The sequence below is a fragment of the Nonomuraea sp. NPDC050643 genome (assembly GCF_040654715.1).
GTDB lineage: Bacteria > Actinomycetota > Actinomycetes > Streptosporangiales > Streptosporangiaceae > Nonomuraea.
The window spans coordinates 25,098-40,959 of the sequence record NZ_JBFAIM010000040.1 but is presented as its reverse complement, the minus strand read 5'-3'; the positions used below and the strand labels follow the sequence as shown (position 1 = coordinate 40,959).

The 15,862-nt window shown below is 69.1% G+C and carries 15 protein-coding genes; 11 read left to right on the top strand and 4 right to left on the bottom strand.

Annotation, left to right across the window (positions count from 1 at the left end; all coding sequences use genetic code 11):
- The first annotated feature begins 6 nt into the window (after positions 1–6).
- Positions 7–198, top strand: coding sequence for a PspC domain-containing protein (locus AB0I15_RS39860; RefSeq protein ID WP_358107853.1), 192 nt, complete (start codon positions 7–9; stop codon positions 196–198).
- A 331-nt stretch (positions 199–529) separates the two neighbouring features.
- On the opposite strand, the gene AB0I15_RS39855 is transcribed toward AB0I15_RS39860, so the two are convergent.
- Entirely contained in the window at positions 530–1,771 is a 1,242-nt protein-coding gene (locus tag AB0I15_RS39855) for an ATP-binding protein (RefSeq protein ID WP_358107850.1), read from the bottom strand.
- Positions 1,772–1,949: 178 nt separating this feature from the next.
- Here AB0I15_RS39855 and lipB point away from each other — a divergent pair, with 178 nt between their 5' ends.
- Both lipB and AB0I15_RS39845 read left to right on the top strand, forming a co-directional pair.
- Positions 1,950–2,585 (top strand): lipoyl(octanoyl) transferase LipB, encoded by a 636-nt coding sequence (lipB, locus tag AB0I15_RS39850; protein ID WP_358107846.1) that lies wholly within the window; start codon positions 1,950–1,952, stop codon positions 2,583–2,585.
- A gap of 216 nt (positions 2,586–2,801) precedes the next feature.
- Positions 2,802–4,382, top strand: a complete 1,581-nt coding sequence (locus AB0I15_RS39845; RefSeq protein WP_358107843.1) for an alpha/beta fold hydrolase — start codon at positions 2,802–2,804, stop codon at positions 4,380–4,382.
- Between the two features lie 110 nt (positions 4,383–4,492).
- On the opposite strand, the gene AB0I15_RS39840 is transcribed toward AB0I15_RS39845, so the two are convergent.
- Complete coding sequence (locus AB0I15_RS39840; RefSeq protein WP_358107840.1) at positions 4,493–6,022, bottom strand: amino acid permease; 1,530 nt, start codon at positions 6,020–6,022, stop codon at positions 4,493–4,495.
- A 147-nt stretch (positions 6,023–6,169) separates the two neighbouring features.
- On the opposite strand from AB0I15_RS39840, the gene AB0I15_RS39835 reads away from it, so the two are divergent.
- Together AB0I15_RS39835 and AB0I15_RS39830 are read left to right on the top strand one after the other, a co-directional pair.
- Positions 6,170–6,745: a TetR/AcrR family transcriptional regulator gene (locus AB0I15_RS39835; RefSeq protein WP_358107837.1), complete on the top strand. Its 576-nt coding sequence runs from the start codon at positions 6,170–6,172 to the stop codon at positions 6,743–6,745.
- A 58-nt stretch (positions 6,746–6,803) separates the two neighbouring features.
- The gene (locus tag AB0I15_RS39830; RefSeq protein ID WP_358107834.1) at positions 6,804–8,675 is read left to right on the top strand and encodes an alpha/beta fold hydrolase; all 1,872 of its coding nucleotides are present in this window, start codon (positions 6,804–6,806) and stop codon (positions 8,673–8,675) included.
- A 21-nt stretch (positions 8,676–8,696) separates the two neighbouring features.
- Here the strand turns inward: AB0I15_RS39830 and AB0I15_RS39825 are convergent, their stop codons facing one another.
- On the bottom strand, positions 8,697–9,242 hold the full coding sequence (locus AB0I15_RS39825; protein WP_358107831.1) for a type 1 glutamine amidotransferase domain-containing protein: 546 nt from the start codon (positions 9,240–9,242) through the stop codon (positions 8,697–8,699).
- A gap of 118 nt (positions 9,243–9,360) precedes the next feature.
- Here AB0I15_RS39825 and AB0I15_RS39820 point away from each other — a divergent pair, with 118 nt between their 5' ends.
- Positions 9,361–9,624 (top strand): copper ion binding protein, encoded by a 264-nt coding sequence (locus tag AB0I15_RS39820; protein ID WP_358107828.1) that lies wholly within the window; start codon positions 9,361–9,363, stop codon positions 9,622–9,624.
- 9 nt (positions 9,625–9,633) lie between these two features.
- Here AB0I15_RS39820 and AB0I15_RS39815 read toward each other — a convergent pair whose 3' ends face one another.
- Positions 9,634–9,993: a DUF2809 domain-containing protein gene (locus AB0I15_RS39815; RefSeq protein ID WP_358107825.1), complete on the bottom strand. Its 360-nt coding sequence runs from the start codon at positions 9,991–9,993 to the stop codon at positions 9,634–9,636.
- Between the two features lie 288 nt (positions 9,994–10,281).
- Between AB0I15_RS39815 and AB0I15_RS39810 the strand changes: the two genes are divergently transcribed.
- From AB0I15_RS39810 to AB0I15_RS39790, 5 genes are read left to right on the top strand one after another with little or no spacing between them, the layout of a single operon-like run.
- Positions 10,282–11,955: an ABC transporter substrate-binding protein gene (locus AB0I15_RS39810; RefSeq protein ID WP_358107822.1), complete on the top strand. Its 1,674-nt coding sequence runs from the start codon at positions 10,282–10,284 to the stop codon at positions 11,953–11,955.
- A complete protein-coding gene (locus AB0I15_RS39805) occupies positions 11,952–13,007 on the top strand; it encodes an ABC transporter permease (protein WP_358107819.1) in 1,056 nt (351 codons plus the stop codon). Before AB0I15_RS39810 ends, AB0I15_RS39805 begins: the two co-directional genes overlap by 4 nt.
- Positions 13,004–13,885 carry an ABC transporter permease gene (locus AB0I15_RS39800; RefSeq protein ID WP_358107816.1) on the top strand — a complete coding sequence of 294 codons (882 nt, stop codon included), beginning with the start codon at positions 13,004–13,006 and terminating at the stop codon, positions 13,883–13,885. The genes AB0I15_RS39805 and AB0I15_RS39800 overlap by 4 nt, the downstream gene beginning before the upstream one ends.
- The gene (locus tag AB0I15_RS39795; protein ID WP_358107813.1) at positions 13,882–14,856 is read left to right on the top strand and encodes an ABC transporter ATP-binding protein; all 975 of its coding nucleotides are present in this window, start codon (positions 13,882–13,884) and stop codon (positions 14,854–14,856) included. Before AB0I15_RS39800 ends, AB0I15_RS39795 begins: the two co-directional genes overlap by 4 nt.
- Positions 14,853–15,857 (top strand): ABC transporter ATP-binding protein, encoded by a 1,005-nt coding sequence (locus AB0I15_RS39790; protein WP_358107810.1) that lies wholly within the window; start codon positions 14,853–14,855, stop codon positions 15,855–15,857. The genes AB0I15_RS39795 and AB0I15_RS39790 overlap by 4 nt, the downstream gene beginning before the upstream one ends.
- Positions 15,858–15,862 lie beyond the last annotated feature (5 nt).

Below are 15,862 nucleotides of genomic sequence, written 5' to 3'. Positions count from 1 at the left end.
AACAGCATGTACCGCTCAAGAGAGCACAGGATCCTGGCCGGCGTCTGCGGCGGTCTCGCCGACAAGATGGGCCTGCCGCCCACCCTCGTCCGGATCCTCTGGCTGCTGCTGTCGCTCATTCCGGGGCCGCTCTGGGTGGTCTACGTCGTGATGTGGATCCTCGTCCCGGAAGAGCCGAAGGGCTACCGGGCAGCGTAGTTGTGCGGGTGGGCCGCCGGCGCCCACCGCGACAGGGCTTCGCCGAGAGGCGCTCAGCGCCTCCGGCGCCCCGCAGGCGTTCAGCGCGAGGGAGCGAGCCGGGCCACGCGTTCGAGGACGACGTCGTCCACGTTGCCCCGCAGCGGCCCGTCGCTCACCGAAGGCCGGCAGTCCGCCTTGGACACGATCGGTTCGCTCCTTCTCTGGAAATCAGGTGGTCCGGGATTTACGAGACGATTCCGAGGGCTTTGATGATCAGATAGATGTCGGTTGAAGGGTCGCGCAGGAGTGCGCGGGGCCGAGTCGCCACCGGGTGCTCCACGCTTGGACATCAGGTGGGCGCCTCCGTTCGGTGTTCGGCGAGAGTCTCGGCGATCTCGCCGATGGTCAGCGTCGGTACGCCGCCATAAGCGCCTGCCAAGTAGTTCCGGTCGAGTGCCTCGGTCTTGCGGGGACGGGCATCGGTCAGCGGGTAGATCTCGGAGGCGCCATCCGGATTCTTGACGGTGATCCGGACCTGGTCGCGTTCCAAAGGCTGGGAGATGTGCGCACGCCCCAAGAAGCCCGCGTCGTGCAGCGTGCACATGAGCTGGGCGTTGTTCGGGTTGGCCGCCGGATCCCGGAAAAGCCGGAGGACATCGGCGGCGAACAGGGGGTGCAAGCTGGTGTCGAGTTCGTCGACGAGGAGAACCGCCCCTCGGTCGAGCGCGGTGAGAAGAGGGCCGATGAAAGCGAACCAGGACCGCGTCCCCATGGATTCCTGCTGTTCGTAGCTCAACGGCACAGGACCGGAGGGGCCTTGGTGAAGAAGCCGGAGTTCACCGGTCAAGCCGTCGACCTCGGTCCCGACGACACCCAGATCGGCGATCTTGAGCAGCCGGACGATGCGATCCCGCTGCCGTGGGTCGTCGAGCATCTTGCGGGTGAAGCTCTGGCGCTCCTCGAAGTCGCGGCCAGGGCTGATCCACCACAGGTTGAAGCGGAACCAGTCATGGATCGGCTTGAGATGAGGCTGGTTGAAGGCCGCGGCGACCGTGAGGAACAAGGCATTGGGACGTGTCTGGGAGACAAGGCTCTCCTTCGGCCCCTTCAGCCCCTCGCCGGGAAAGGCGAGCAGATCATCGGAATCCGCGTCGCGTTCGAACCAGACCTGCCGACGAGCCCGCCCGCCTGGGTAGACGTGCAGCCATTCGGTCTCGACCTGTTCGTCGGACACCTCGAAGCCGTAGACGTAACGATCACCGTTGAGAACGATGTCCACCTCGAAGAGGGAGGCGCCGGCACGGGCCGCCGGGTCGAGTTCGTACGGCTCACGGGGCACACCGTCGAGGCTGGACCAGCCGTGGACGGAGTTCAGCACCGCCTGACGCATCCAGCGGATGGCGGACAGGACATTGGATTTGCCTGACGCGTTGGACCCATAGATGGCGGTGGTCGGCAGGTAGGCCAGGTCGGGGTCTTCGGCCAGTCCGGCGGGACGGCGTGCTCCCTGGTTGAACTTGCTGGCGGCCAGCCAGATGTCGAACTCGTCGCGAAATGACCGGTGGTTGGCCCCTCTGAAGCGAAGCAACACCACAGACTCCCTGATCGCCTCTTGGATCCATCTTAAGCCTCTTCCTGCAGATTATCTGCGCGGATTCGGATCTCATCGGAGGGACATCCTGCGGTAACGTGCACATCCGGGTGGTACGACGGGACGCACGACCGGATGCGGGCCCAGTTCATGGCAAGACCCGGCATATCCTCGAAACATGAGGGCAAGGCCGCTGACGCTCGTTCAGGATGAGCTCGTCGATTACGACCAGGCGATGGAGCGCATGACCGACCTCGTCGGCCGGCGCCAACGGGACGAGCGGCCGGACACGCTCTGGCTGCTGAGCCACCCCTCCGTCTACACGATCGGGCGCCGTACGCCGATCACCCACCTGCCCGACCCCACGCGCGGCATCCCCGTCCTCGAGACCGGGCGCGGAGGGCAGCTCACCTATCACGGGCCCGGGCAACTCGTCGGCTACCTCATCGTCAAGCTCGACGAGGGTGAGGGCATCGTCGACTACGTGCGTGAGGTGGAGCTGCGGCTGGTCGAGGCGCTGGGCAAGCTGGGGCTGGCCGCCGAGCGGCGGGACACGCCGCCCGGGTCGGAGCTGCTGACCGGGGTGTGGACCACCGAGACCGGGCGGAAGATCATCTCGATCGGGATGCGGCAGAGCCGGGGCGTCACCAGCCACGGGTTCGCGCTCAACGTCGACGGCGATCTGACGCCGTGGGACTGGGCGATCGCCTGCGGGATGCCCGACGTGGACATGACCTCCCTCAAGCGTGAGCTGGGCTCCGCCGCCATGGACGAGGTGCGGGCGGCCGTCGCCACCGCCTTCGAGGCAGGCTGAATTTCGGGCCGATTCGTGCTCACTGAGTGAGACGGGTCTGTTACCTCCTGTTTTACAGCGGCGTAGGTCCGCTGTGAGAAAAATTTTGAATTCGGCTCCATCAGCGTCGCTGACCAGGCATGATCGCACGTGGCCGAGCGCGCCCCAAAGGTGGGCGTACCGACCGATGATTGGAGCTGTATGCAAATACGGACGTCATTGGTCGCCACTGCCTTCGTGGCACTGGCGACACTTTTACCTGTTTCCACGGCCAGCGCGGAACCCAAGCGGGCCGTCACGGAGACCCCCAAGCCGACCGCGACGGCGACCCCCAAGCCGACCACCACGGCCACCTCCAAGACGGGCACCATCACCTGGGCGCCCTGTGAGGAGGAGCCCGCCGCCGAGTGCGGCAAGCTGGCCGTGCCGATCGACTGGTCCAAGCCGGGTGGTCAGAAGGTCGACATCGCCGTCGCGCGGCGTAAGGCCACCGACCCGGCGGCTCGGGTCGGCTCGCTGGTGATCAACCCGGGTGGTCCGGGTGGATCGGGCGTCGAGGCCGCGTACGGTGCTCCCGGGTTCTTCACCGAGGAGTTGCAGAAGCGGTTCGACATCGTTGGTTTCGACCCTCGGGGCGTGGGCCGGAGCAACCCGGTGATCTGCTCGGCGTCGGTGTACAACAAGATGCCGGCGACCGTCATGAAGAGCCAGCGCGACTTCAACGCCTGGAACCACTTCACCAAGCAGTTGCACAAGGACTGCCGCGAGCGCACCGGTCCGCTCTACGACCACGTCGACTCGGTGGACGTCGCGCGTGACCTGGACGCCCTGCGTGCGGCCCTCGGTGAGGAGAAGCTCACCTACTACGGCATCTCGTACGGGACGCTGATCGGCCAGATGTACGCCGAGCTGTTCCCGGGCAGGATCCGGGCGCTGGCCCTCGACAGCAACATGGACCACAGCCTGGGCGTCAGGGCCTTCTTCGACACCGAGGCGCTGGCCATCGAGGACTCCTTCGACCAGACCGTCGGGTGGTGCGAGCAGGACACGAGCTGCGTTCTGCACGGCAAGGACATCCGGGCGATCTGGAAGGACCTGCTGACCAAGGCGCGGGCCGGGAAGCTGATCTACCCGGGCACCGACCGCCGGATGACGGAGCTGCAGGTCATCTACAACGCCGCGCTGGGCACCGAGGGACCCGACTGGCGGTTGTTCACCGAGGTGATCAACTGGCTGAACGGCGGGGCCGAGCCGAGCTGGGTGCCGCCGCTGCCGGGCCGGGGGCCCGTCGAGGGTGACACCGCCTGGATGCCGACCGCGATCCTGTGCCAGGACTACAACCTGCGGGTGCGCAACTACCGGGAATACGCGGCGATCATGCGGAGCTCGAACCGTCTCGCCCCGGACACGCGGTACCACCCGTACCCGACCGATGACATGCCGATCTGCATGAACTACCCGACGACCAACCCGCCGCACAAGCTGCGGTACACGGGTGACACGCCGATCCTGCTCGGTAGTTCGATTCACGACCCTGCCACCCCGTTGAACTGGTCGCAGAACGTGGCCAGGCAGATGGGTCCGAAGGCGGTGCTGCTCACGTACGAGGGCTGGGGGCACCGTATTTACGGCAAGGACAAGTGTCAGACGGACATCATCGACGAGTACCTGATCGCGCAGAAGGTGCCGCCGCACGGCACGCGTTGCGCCGTCGGCACGCTCAAGAACGCGCTCAAGCAGCAGAAGAGCCAGGGTCAGACCTGGTCGAAGGACAAGCTCCACTGGGGCGGCTCCTTCCCGACCACGTCCCGTCCGTAGCCTGGGCGGGCCCTCGCCGGCAGGCGGGGTGCTGAGTCAGCGGCCATGAAGTGGGCGCCACCGCGGTCTGGTGGCGCCCACTTTCCGTGCTCAGCCGGGCTTCGCCGCTCTCACTTGACTCCGATCTCGTCGATCGTGCGGCGGGGACCCGTGAACCAGCGCTTGGCCGACAGCGTCCACCACAGCGCGATCCCGATCAGCACCACCCCGACCGCGATCGGCGCGTAGTTGACCGACGTCCAGGTGAACTCAGGATTGCCCGGGATGCCCTTGGGGGACAGCGGCATGATGAAGTAGATCGACACGATGACGATCTCCACGCAGGCGATCCAGCACAGGACCTTGTACTTCCTGCCGAGCGTCCACGGGCCGGGCGTGAAGGCGTCGCCCATGCGCAGCCGGAGCCAGATCGGGATGAGGAAGGCCAGGTAGAGCCCGATGACCGCGATCGACACGACGGCGAGGAACGCGACCGGCGTGGTCGATCCGGGAGGCGCGTAGAGGGCGGGCAGGGTGATCAGCGCGGCCGCGACGCAGCCGGCGATGATCGCGTTGACGGGGGTGCGGTTGCGGTCGACCCGGGACCACAGGCGCCAGCCGGGCACCGCGCCGTCGCGCGAGAACGCGTACGTCATCCGCGACATCGACGTCACGCAGCTCATCCCGCAGAAGAACTGGCCGATCGTGGAGATCGCGAAGACCGCCGTGGCCAGCGGGGACGAGAGCGCGGTCTCGAAGATGACCCCGACGAAGCCGCCTCCCTTGTTGAGCGCCTCCACGTCCGTGGCGGCGAACAGGAATGCCAGCAGCAGGACCCAGCCGCCGATGGCCGAGTAGAAGATGGACTGCCACAGGCCGCGGGCCGCGCTCTTGGCCGCGCCCTGCGTCTCCTCCGACACGTGGGCACAGGCGTCGAACCCGGTGATCGTGTACTGGGTGAGCAGGAAGCCGAGCGGCAGGATGTAGAGCCAGAACGGCAGGCCGTCGGTGGCGAAGTCGAACTCGGTGTTCTGGTTCGTGCCGCCGAAGACGAAGCCGGCCGACTGGTGGTTCTCCGGTGCGAAGACCAGGATGGCCACCACGACCGCGGCGCCGACGACGTGCCACCAGACCGAGACGTTCTGCAGCACCGAGATGAGCCGGTGGCTGTAGATGTTGATCAGCGCGTGCAGCGCGAGGACGATCACGAACAGCAGGAACGCGTTCGGGAGCGAGGCTTCCCACCCGCCGCCGGTCAGCCGGTTGATGGTGATGTTGAGGAACGTCGCGCAGCCGTAGTCGACCGACGCGGTGACGGCGATGAGGCCGATGAGGTTGAGCCAGCCGGTGAACCAGCCGTGGATCGGCTTGCCCAGCTTGGCGGCCCACCAGTAGATGCCGCCGGCCGTCGGGTACGCCGACACCAGCTCCGACATGCAGAACCCGATGATCAGGATGAACACGGAGATCAGCGGCCAGCCCCAGGAGATCGCGATGGGGCCGCCGTTGTTCCACGCCTGCCCGAAGGTCGTGAAGCAGCCGGCAAGGATGGAGATGATCGAGAAGGAGATGGCGAAGTTGGAGAAACCGCTCCAAGTGCGGGCCAGCTCCTGCTTGTAGCCGAGCTCGGCGAGTCGTCTGGAATCCTCTTCAGTGGTCATTGAGGTCTCCCTGGGGGGCGCGGAGGACGCTCCATTTGGTCTACATCTAGACCATTTCTCTCCTGGGGACAAGGCGTTACAGACGGGTTTCGATCTCGTCAGGGGCCCGTTTGCATTTAATATGCAGACCGGTCTATTTTGGTGCGCGTGGCGGAACGGAAAGGGCGCAAGGGCGCCGAGACGCGGGTGCGGTTGCTGGACGCGACGCAGGAACTGCTGGAGAGCGGCGGCTACTTCGGGGCGGGGCTGAACCAGGTCATCGCGGCGGGCAACGCGCCGCGCGGCTCGCTGTACTTCCATTTCCCCGGCGGCAAGGACCAGCTCGTCGCCGAGTCCGTACGCCGGGCCGGCACCGCGATCGGCACGGCGCTCGCCGACCTCGCCGATTCGGCCCCCACGGCCGAGGCCATGGTCGAGAGCGTGCTGACCTTTCTCGGCGAGCGGCTGGAGTCCTCGGGATGGCGCAAGGGCTGCCCGGTGGCCACGGTCGCGCTGGAGATGGCCGCCGACAACGACGCGCTGCAGGAGGCGTGCGCGGAGGTGTACGCGTCCTGGGAGGCCGCGCTGCGGGCCAGGCTGGACGGCCGGCCCGGCGCCGACGATCTGGCGGTGACGATCCTGGCCATGGTGGAAGGGGCGTTGGTGCTGGCCAGGGCGCGCCGGAGCAGGGAGCCGCTCGAACGGGTGGGGCGGCAGGCGAAGGCGCTGCTCGCCCGCACCTGAGCGCGGCTTTGCCGTGCCCTAAAAATATGTAGATCGGTCTACTGATAAGGAGAAGCGTGTGGATGCGATCGTGTTCGGAGGCGGAGGGTTCATCGGGCGCTCGCTCGTGGCCGAGTTGCTCGGGCGCGGGCAGAGCGTGGCGGCGACCGTACGGGCGGGGCGGGCCGACCGGCTCACCGGCTGGCTGGCGGGCGAGGGCGTGGACACCGGGCGGCTGACGGTCGTCACCGCGGACGTGTCCGAGCCCCTGACCGGGCTGCCCGAGGCGCGTGACGTGTACAACGCGGCGGCCCGCTACGCCTTCGGGCTGGACCCGGCGCAGGCGCGGGCGGCCAACGTGACGGGCGCGCTCCACGTCGTCGAGTGGGCCGCCACGGTGCCGGGGCTGCGGTGCCTCGTCCACATCGGCGGTTACCGGATCGCCCGGGGGCAGGGGCCGCGGGAGGGCGGGGGTGGCGCGTACGAGGAGTCGAAGCGCGAGGCCGACCAGGCCGTCCGCGTACGCGCCGGGGAGCTGGGCGTGCCCCTGACCATGGCGCATCCGTCCACCGTGATCGGCCCCGGCCAGTACATCGGCCTGGCGTCCGTGCTGGGCGACCTGTGGCGGGGCCGGCTGCCCGCGCTGCCCGGCGGGCGCGACGTGTTCGTGCCCGTGGTCACCATCGGGTACGTCGCCCGCTTCCTGGCCGAACTGCCCGCCGCGCCCCCTGGGCAGGACCACTGGGTGCTCGACGACGACACGCCGCTCCTGCCCGAGCTGGTCGGGCTGGTGGCCCGCCACGTGGGCGTGCCCGCGCCCCGCCGTCATGTGCCGATCGGGCTGGTCAAACGGCTGCCGCGCGCGCTGACCGGCGCCGATCCGGAGTCGCTGCCGTTCCTGTCCACCGACCGCTACCCGACGGCCTCCGCCCGCGAACTCGCCGCCGCGGCCGGGCTGAGGATGCCGCCGGTACGTGCGGAGCTGCGCCGCTGGGCCGACCACCTGGTCGCCGGCCGGTTCGGCGCATCGGAGCCCTGGCCCGGGGAGCAGGGGTTCCAGGACGTCGGCGGGGCCAGAACCTGGGTGATCGGTGACCGGAAGCGGCCCTCCTACGTGCTGCTGCCCGGGTTGCCGATGAACGCCGACATGTGGGCCCCGCTCGCCACCCACCTCGACGGCCCGGTGCTCACCGCCGACCTACCGGGCCTCGGCCGCTCCTCCACCCCGAAGACGCCGCCCACCGCCGCGACGGTGGGGCGGTCCTCTGGGGAGGTGCTTCGTCCGGTCCAGGCGGGGGTGGAGTCCGCTGCGGCGGTGGGGCGGGCCGGTCGGGCCGTGGGCGGGTTGTTCTCGGCTGGGGTGCTCGATCGCTGGCTGGAGGAGTTGCTCGCGCCCGCCGAGACGCGGCCGGTGCTGGTCGGTCACTCGTTCGCGTGCGGTCCCGCGCTGCGGTTCGCCGCCCGCCACCCCGAGCGGATCGCGGGGCTCGTCCTCGTCGCCCCGGCCTTCCTGCAGCCCGTCGGGCCGGCCCGATTGCGCTCGGCCCTGACGGCCGCGTGGCTGCGCAGAGCCCCGGCGGCCAAGGTGGCCGCGCTGCTCGGCCTGCCCCCGGAGGCCCCGGCGGTGACCGGCGCGCTCGCCGACCTCGAACGTCCCGGCGTGGCGCGCCGGGTGGTCGCGGCGTTGCGCGCCGCCGCGGATCCGGCCACCCGCACGGAGGCACGACGCCTGCTCGCCACGGTGACGGTACCCGTGACGATCATCACCGGCACCGCCGACTCACCTCTCGCCGGTCTCCCAGGAGACGGTGTCCGAGGAGACGGCCGGGCAAGTGGGCTGGAGGTGGCCCGGGTGCTGGAGGCGGGGCACTACCCCCAGCTCACCCACCCGGATCAGGTCGCCGGGCTGATCGCGGCGATCGGGACGCGGCCCCGCCCCGTCACGGGGTGAAGGGCGGGCGCCGCAAGAGGGTCACTTCCCGAACGCGTCGATGGCCGCCTGGCAGAACGCCTTGAGGTCGTCCGGCTTGCGGCTGCTCACCAGGGTGTTCGGCCCTTCCGTGCAGACCATGACCTCCTTGTCGACCCAGCTCGCCCCGGCGTTGCGCAGGTCGGTCGTGAGGCTGGGCCAGGAGGTGACCGTCCGGCCGCGTACCACGTCGGCCTCGATGAGGGTCCAGGGCGCGTGGCAGATGGAGGCGACCGGCTTGCCCGAGTCGAAGAAGGCGCGGGCGAACTGTACGGCCCTGGGCACCGTACGCAGGAAGTCCGGGTTCGCGACGCCCCCGGGCAGGACGAGGCCGTCGAAGGACCCCGCGTCCACGTCGTCCACCGTGTCGTCCACGGCGAACGTGTCGGCCTTGTCCAGGTGGTTGAACGCCTGGATCTGGCCGCGCCGGGTGGAGACGAGCCGGGGCGTGCCGCCCGCCTGCTTGACCGCCTTCCACGGCTCGGTCAGCTCTACCTGCTCCACTCCTTCCGGAGCGACCAGGAACGCGATGGTCTTGCCGTTCAACATGTGAACTCCTCCTTGTGCTCCGTGTTTCCAGCCCCCTAACCGATGGGGGCGGATGTATGCGCCTTTACCCCATGGGGGTATATAGTGCCGACCAAGGAGTCGAGAGTGAGGAGCGATCATGACTGTCACGACATACCAGGTTGAGGGCATGACCTGCGGGCACTGTGTCAGCGCCGTGACCGCCGAGGTGGGCAAGGTCGCCGGGGTGAGCGGGGTCGAGGTCGATCTGGCGGCCAAGGCGGTCACGGTGACGAGCCAGGCGCCGCTCGACGTCGCGTTGATCGACGCGGCCGTGGTCGAGGCCGGCTATGAGCTGGCGGGCAAGGTCGAGCTGCTGCCGCAGGCCGGCGGGTCGTGCTGCGGCTCGGGCGGCTGCCACTGAGAGATCAGGTCAAGGGGATGAGGGCGCGGGCCGCCTGAGCCACAGCGCGTGGGCGGCCCAGCAGACAGCGGCGCCCACGGCGTACCAGAGCAGGTCGGGCGGGTTGAACGTGCTGCCCAGCACCGGCCGCAGCGGCTCCGGGATCTTCCAGAGCTGGGCGAACTCGATCGCCCAGCTCAGCCCGGCCGATATCGCCGCGGCCACCCACGGTCGCACCTTCGGCAGGGCGAACACCGCGAATGCGTAGATCATGGCCGTGTAGAGCGCGTCGCCCGCGTATTTCGGCACCGGGCCGTCCCACAGAGCCCGGATGGCCAGCCCGCAGGCCACGACCACCAATATGGTGAGGGCGGACAGAGGACGGGGCACCAGCTCACGGTAGTGCCAAGAGCACTGAAAATTTACACCGCCGAAGGAAACGAGAGTGAAACAATTTTCCGCCACTCGTTGACACGCGGTCTCCGTATGGTGTGCCTTTCTCTACACAGGAACCCCCCGCCTGAAGGTGAGGCACTTATGAGGAAATGGTTCGCGCGCCTGGCTGTGCTGGGCGTCGCGCTATTAGTGGCTGGTCAGGGCGCTACGGCGGCCCTTGCCCAGGACCCGGCGGCGGGGAAGAAGACCGTACGTATCGGCGCCACGCAGTCGATGGACTCGATGAACCCGTTCCTCGCGGTCCGGCTGGTCTCGACGTCGATCCATCGCTGGATGTACGGCTACCTCACGGTCCCCGACTCCAAGACCCTGCAGCCCAGCCCCGACCTGGCCGAATCGTGGACCACGTCGGAAGACGGGCTGACCTGGACGTTCAAGATCCGCGCGGCCAAGTGGTCGGACGGCAAGCCGGTCACGGCCGACGACGCGGCCTGGACGTTCAACAAGATGATGACCGACGAGGCCGCCAAGACGGCCAACGGCCCGGCGGTGGAGAACTTCGAGAGCGTCACGGCCAGCGGCCAGGACTTGACGATCAAGCTCAAGTCCCCGCAGGCCAGCATGCTGGAGAACCCGGTCCCGATCATGCCCAAGCATGTCTGGGAGTCGGTCACCGACATCGCGAACTACGACTCCGAGAAGTACCCGTCGGTGAGCAGCGGCCCGTACATCGCGGTCGAGCACAAGAAGGACCAGTACGTCAAACTGCAGGCCAACCCGAACTACTGGCGCGGCGCACCGAAGGTCAACGAGCTCCAGGTCATCTTCTATGACAACCCGCAGGCCGCCATCGCCGGTCTGAAGAAGGGCGACATCGACCTGCTCGGCCGGATGACCCCGCAGGAGTTCGAGGCCATCCAGGGCGACACCAACATCGAGGCGTGGAACACGCAGGGCCGCCGCGCGGCATACCTGCAGATCAACCACGGCGCGACCACGACCGACGACAAGGCGGTCGGCGACGGCCACCCGGCTCTGAAGGACGTCAAGGTCCGCCAGGCGCTGCACTACGCGATCGACAAGCAGAAGCTGGTCGACGAGGTCCAGAACGGCCTGGCCAAGCCCGCCGACGGCTCGATCGTCCCGCCGATGTACAAGGACTTCTTCTGGGAGGCGACCGGCGACGAGAAGGTCTCGTACGACGCCGCCAAGGCCAACCAGATCCTCGACGACGCCGGCTACAAGAAGGGCTCCGACGGAGTCCGTACGATGCCCGACGGCAAGCGCAAGCTGGAGTTCCGTTTCACCATCCACACGGAAACCCCGATCGAGGACAAGCTCGCCGAATACCTGACGGCCTTCCTCAAGGAGGTCGGCATCACGCTGACCACGGTGAAGCTCGACTCCAGCAAGTTCACCGAGGAGACCGGCGTCACCGGCACCTTCGACATCGCGATCAGCGGCTGGTCGGTCAACCCCGACCCCGAAGAGGTCATGGCCACGCACCTGTGCAGCCGCCGGCCGGCTCCGGGCGGCGAGGGCGGCGGCACCGAGTCGTTCTTCTGCGACGACACCTTCGAGAAGCTCTACCAGGACCAGCTCAAGGAGCTGGACCGGCCCAAGCGCGCCGAGCTTCTCAAGCAGATGCAGGAGCGGCTCTACACCCAGGCCCCGGTCATCGCGATCTACTACCCGAACGACCTCGAGGGCTACCGCAAGGACCGGATCACCAGCATCACCCCCATCCCTGAGGACAAGGGCATCCTGTACGGCGGCAGCGGCTACTGGCCGTTCTACACCGTGGACGTCAAGGCCACGGCGACGGGCGGCGCGAGCGGCGACGGCGGCTCCAACACCGGCCTCATCGTCGGCATCGCCGGTGGTGTGGTGGTCATCGGACTGGCGGCCTTCCTCCTGAGCAGGCGTCGTAAGAGCGTCGCCGACGAACGCGAATGACCACTCCGCTAGAAGCAGCAGAGCCCGCCGCCGTCCAGGCGGCGGGTCCTGGTGACGAACGCCCCTCCGGCCGAGGCTTGCTGCGCTACGCGCTGTCGAAGGCCGGTGGGGCGCTGTTCAGCATCGCCATGGTGCTGGTCGGCACGTTCTTCGTGTTCCGGCTGCTGCCCGGCGACCCCGTGCGCAACCTGGCGCAGGGCCGCAACATGACGCCCGCCCAGCTCGATCTGGAGCGTCGCCGGCTCGGCCTGGACAAGCCGCTGCTCGACCAGTTCATCGACTTCGTCGGCGACACGCTCAGGCTGGACCTCGGCACCTCCTACGAGTACAAGCGGCCCGTCCTCGACCTGATCGGCGAGCGGCTGGGGCCGACGCTGCTGCTGGCCGGCACGGGTCTGGTGATCGCGGTCAGCCTCGGCATCTGGCAGGGGACGCGGGCCGGGTGGCAGCACGGCAGCAGGTTCGACCGTTTCTCCACGGGCACGTCCCTGCTGCTGTGGTCGGTGCCGACGTTCTGGCTCGGGCTGCTGCTCATGATGGTGTTCGGCGTCGGCATCGGGCCGATCCCGGGCATCTTCCCGTTCCGGGGCATCGAGAGCGTGGACGCGCCCGACGGGTTCGCGTACGTGCTGGACGTGGCCTCGCACATGGTGCTGCCGTGCCTGACGCTGGTGGCCGTGGTCTACGCCCAGTACCTCCTGGTCATGCGGTCGTCGCTGGTGGAGGAGGTCAGCCAGGACTATGTCACCGTCGCGCGGGCCAAGGGACTGCGCGACGACGAGGTACGCCGCCGCCACGCGGTGCCGAACGCCCTGCTGCCCACGGTGACCCTGGTGTTCATGCGCGTCGGCTTCGTGGTCGGCGGCGCGGTCACCGTCGAGACGATCTACACCTGGCCCGGTCTCGGGCAGTTGTTCTACGAGGCGATCAACGTGCCTGACTTCACGCTCATGCAGGGGACGTTCATGCTGATCACGGTGGCCGTGATCGTCATGAACACACTGGCCGACGTGGTCTACCACATACTCGACCCGAGGGTGAGGTCGGCGTGACGAGTGTCGCCGCGGCCCGCAGGCGGCTGGCGCTGAGCCGGTTCTGGACCGAATACCGCCACCATCGCGGCGGCATGATCGGCCTGGTGGTCCTCGTCGCCGCCGTGCTGCTCGCGCTGATCGCGCCGCTGTTCATCAGCGAGGACGTGACCAGCGTCATCAAGGGCGTCGGGGAGAAGTGGGCGCCGCCGAGTCTGGGCGAGCCGTTCGGCACCGACGAGTCCGGCCGCTCGATCCTGCTGATGGTGTGGTGGGGCTCGCGCACGTCGCTGCTCGTCGGCTTCCTCGCCGCGCTGCTCAGCATCGTCATCGGCCTGGTGGTCGGCGTGGCCGCCGGGCACTTCCGCGGCTGGCCGGGCGGCGCCCTCATGCGGGTGACCGACTGGTTCCTGGTGCTCCCGTCGCTGGTCACGGCCCTGGTGCTGGCGGCCATCCTGGGCGGCAGCACGTTCACGATCATCATGGCCATCGGCATCACCACGTGGCCGTCCACCGCCCGCCTGATCCGCGCCCAGACGCTCGCCGTGGAGGCCAGGCCCTACATCGAGCGCTCGAAGGCCCTCGGCGGCGGTCACTGGCACATCACCACCCGGCACGTGCTGCCGAACGTGGCCCCGCTGCTGCTGGCCAGCACCACGCTGGAGGTGGCCAGCGCCATCGTCACCGAGTCCACGCTCGCCTTCCTCGGCGCCACCTCCAACAAGACCTCCTGGGGCACCATGCTGCGGGCCTCCTACGACTTCGGCGCGGCCACCGAGGGCGCGTGGTGGTACATCCTCATCCCCGGTCTGGCCATCCTCGTCGTCGTGATGGCGTTCACCCTGGTGGGCCGGGCACTCGAGGCCGTGCTCAACCCCCGGCTCAGGAGGAACGCGTGAGCTTGCTCGAACTTGACGACGTGACGGTGACGTACCGCATCGCCGCGGGCGAGGTGCCCGCCGTGCGCGGTGTGTCGCTGTCCCTCGACTCCGGGGCGGCACTCGGAGTCGCCGGCGAGTCGGGATCCGGCAAGTCGACCCTGGCCATGGCGCTGCTCCGGCTCCTGCCCCGGGACGCGCGCGTCGGCGGCCGGATCCTGCTCGGCGGCGAGGACGTGCTCACCATGAAGTGGGGCCGCATGCGGGCCGTACGGTGGGCCGAGGCCTCGATCGTCTTCCAGGGCGCCCAGCACGGGCTCAACCCCGTCCGCAAGATCGGCGACCAGATCGCCGAGCCGCTGATCGTGCACGGCCTGGCCAAGCCGGACGCCTCCCGCAAGCGGGTGAGCGAGCTGCTCGACCAGGTCGGCCTGCCCGCCTGGCGGGCCCGCAGCTACCCGCACGAGCTGTCCGGCGGGCAGCGGCAGCGCGTGATGATCGCGATGGCGCTGGCCTGCTCACCCCGGCTGATCATCGCCGACGAGCCGACCACCGCGCTCGACGTGATGGTCCAGGCCCAGGTCCTGACCCTGATCAAGGAGCTGGTCGCCGAGCAGGGCATCTCGCTGATCATGATCTCGCACGACCTGTCGGTCCTCGCCGACGTGTGCGACCAGCTCGCCGTCATGTACGCCGGCCGCGTCGTCGAGCACGGCCCCTCCGGCGAGGTGTTCCACGACGCCCGGCACCCCTACAGCCGGGCGCTGGCGGCGGCGTTCCCCACCGTGGGCGACCCGCTCTCGCGGATGGCGCCCAAGGGCCTGGGCGGCGACCCGCCCGACCCGATGCAGCTTCCGGGCGGCTGCTCGTTCCACCCGCGCTGCCCGGTCGCGCTGGACGAATGCGCGACCCTCGACGTGGACCTGTGGCCGGCGGGCGAGCGCCGTACGGCCGCCTGTGTGCACGTCAGGGCGAAGGAGGAGGCCTCATGACCGAGACGCGGACCACCGCCGAGGCGGTCGCGACGACCCGGCCGACCCTGCTGGAGGCCCGCGACCTGCACGTCGAGTTCTCCTCACGGGGTCGCCGCGCCCGCGCCGTGGACGGCGTGAACCTGTCCATCGGCGAGGGCGAGATCGTGGCCCTGGTGGGCGAGTCGGGCTGCGGCAAGACCACGCTCGCCCGCACCCTGCTCGGCCTCGAACGGCCCACCTCCGGTGAGGTCCGCTACGGCGGCGCCGCGCTGGAGTACGGCTCGAAGGCGCTCAAGGCCTACCGGCGGCAGGTGCAGCTCGTCCTCCAGGACCCGATGGGCTCGCTCAACCCCCGGCAGACCGTGTACGAGGCCGTCGCCGAGGGCCCGCGCATCCACGGCCTGGCGGACGAGAACGAGGTCGTGTCCAGAGCCCTGTCCAGGGCGGGGCTGCGGCCACCCGACCGGTTCTTCCTGCGCTACCCGCACGAGCTGTCCGGCGGGCAGCGGCAGCGCGTGGTCATCGCCGGGGCGCTGGCGCTCGACCCGAAGGTGCTGGTCGCCGACGAGCCGGTGGCCTCACTGGACGCCTCCGTACGCGGCGAGATCCTGGCCCTGCTGCTCAAGCTGCGCGCCGACCTGGGGCTGTCGGCGCTGGTCGTCACCCATGACCTGGGCCTGGCCTGGAACATCGCCGACCGCGTGGCCGTGATGTACCTGGGCAGGATCGTCGAGTCCGGGCCGGTGGACCAGGTGCTGACCACGCCGCGGCATCCGTACACGCAGGCGCTGATGTCGGTGCTGCCGGAGTCGCCCGAGCGGGTGGTGCTGACCGGCGAGCCGCCGGACCCGACCCGGATCCCCGGCGGGTGCCGCTTCCACGCCCGCTGCCAGGTGCTGGCCTCGGGCAAGGCGGCCGAGGCGGGGGTGGACGGCCGGTGCCGGTCCGAGCCGCTGAACGTCCTGCCCGCCGTGTCCGAGGCGCAGACGGCCTGCTACTACGCGAAGACCGTCTCCTAGCCGGG

Coding starts and splice junctions, on each gene's coding strand:
- AB0I15_RS39810 (WP_358107822.1), top strand. CDS start 10,282: ATGAACCCGTTCCTCGCGGTCCGGCTGGTCTCGACGTCGATCCATCGC.
- AB0I15_RS39860 (WP_358107853.1), top strand. CDS start 7: ATGTACCGCTCAAGAGAGCACAGGATCCTGGCCGGCGTCTGCGGCGGT.
- AB0I15_RS39825 (WP_358107831.1), bottom strand. CDS start 9,242: ATGTTGAACGGCAAGACCATCGCGTTCCTGGTCGCTCCGGAAGGAGTG.
- AB0I15_RS39820 (WP_358107828.1), top strand. CDS start 9,361: ATGACTGTCACGACATACCAGGTTGAGGGCATGACCTGCGGGCACTGT.
- AB0I15_RS39790 (WP_358107810.1), top strand. CDS start 14,853: ATGACCGAGACGCGGACCACCGCCGAGGCGGTCGCGACGACCCGGCCG.
- AB0I15_RS39840 (WP_358107840.1), bottom strand. CDS start 6,022: ATGACCACTGAAGAGGATTCCAGACGACTCGCCGAGCTCGGCTACAAG.
- lipB (WP_358107846.1), top strand. CDS start 1,950: ATGAGGGCAAGGCCGCTGACGCTCGTTCAGGATGAGCTCGTCGATTAC.
- AB0I15_RS39805 (WP_358107819.1), top strand. CDS start 11,952: ATGACCACTCCGCTAGAAGCAGCAGAGCCCGCCGCCGTCCAGGCGGCG.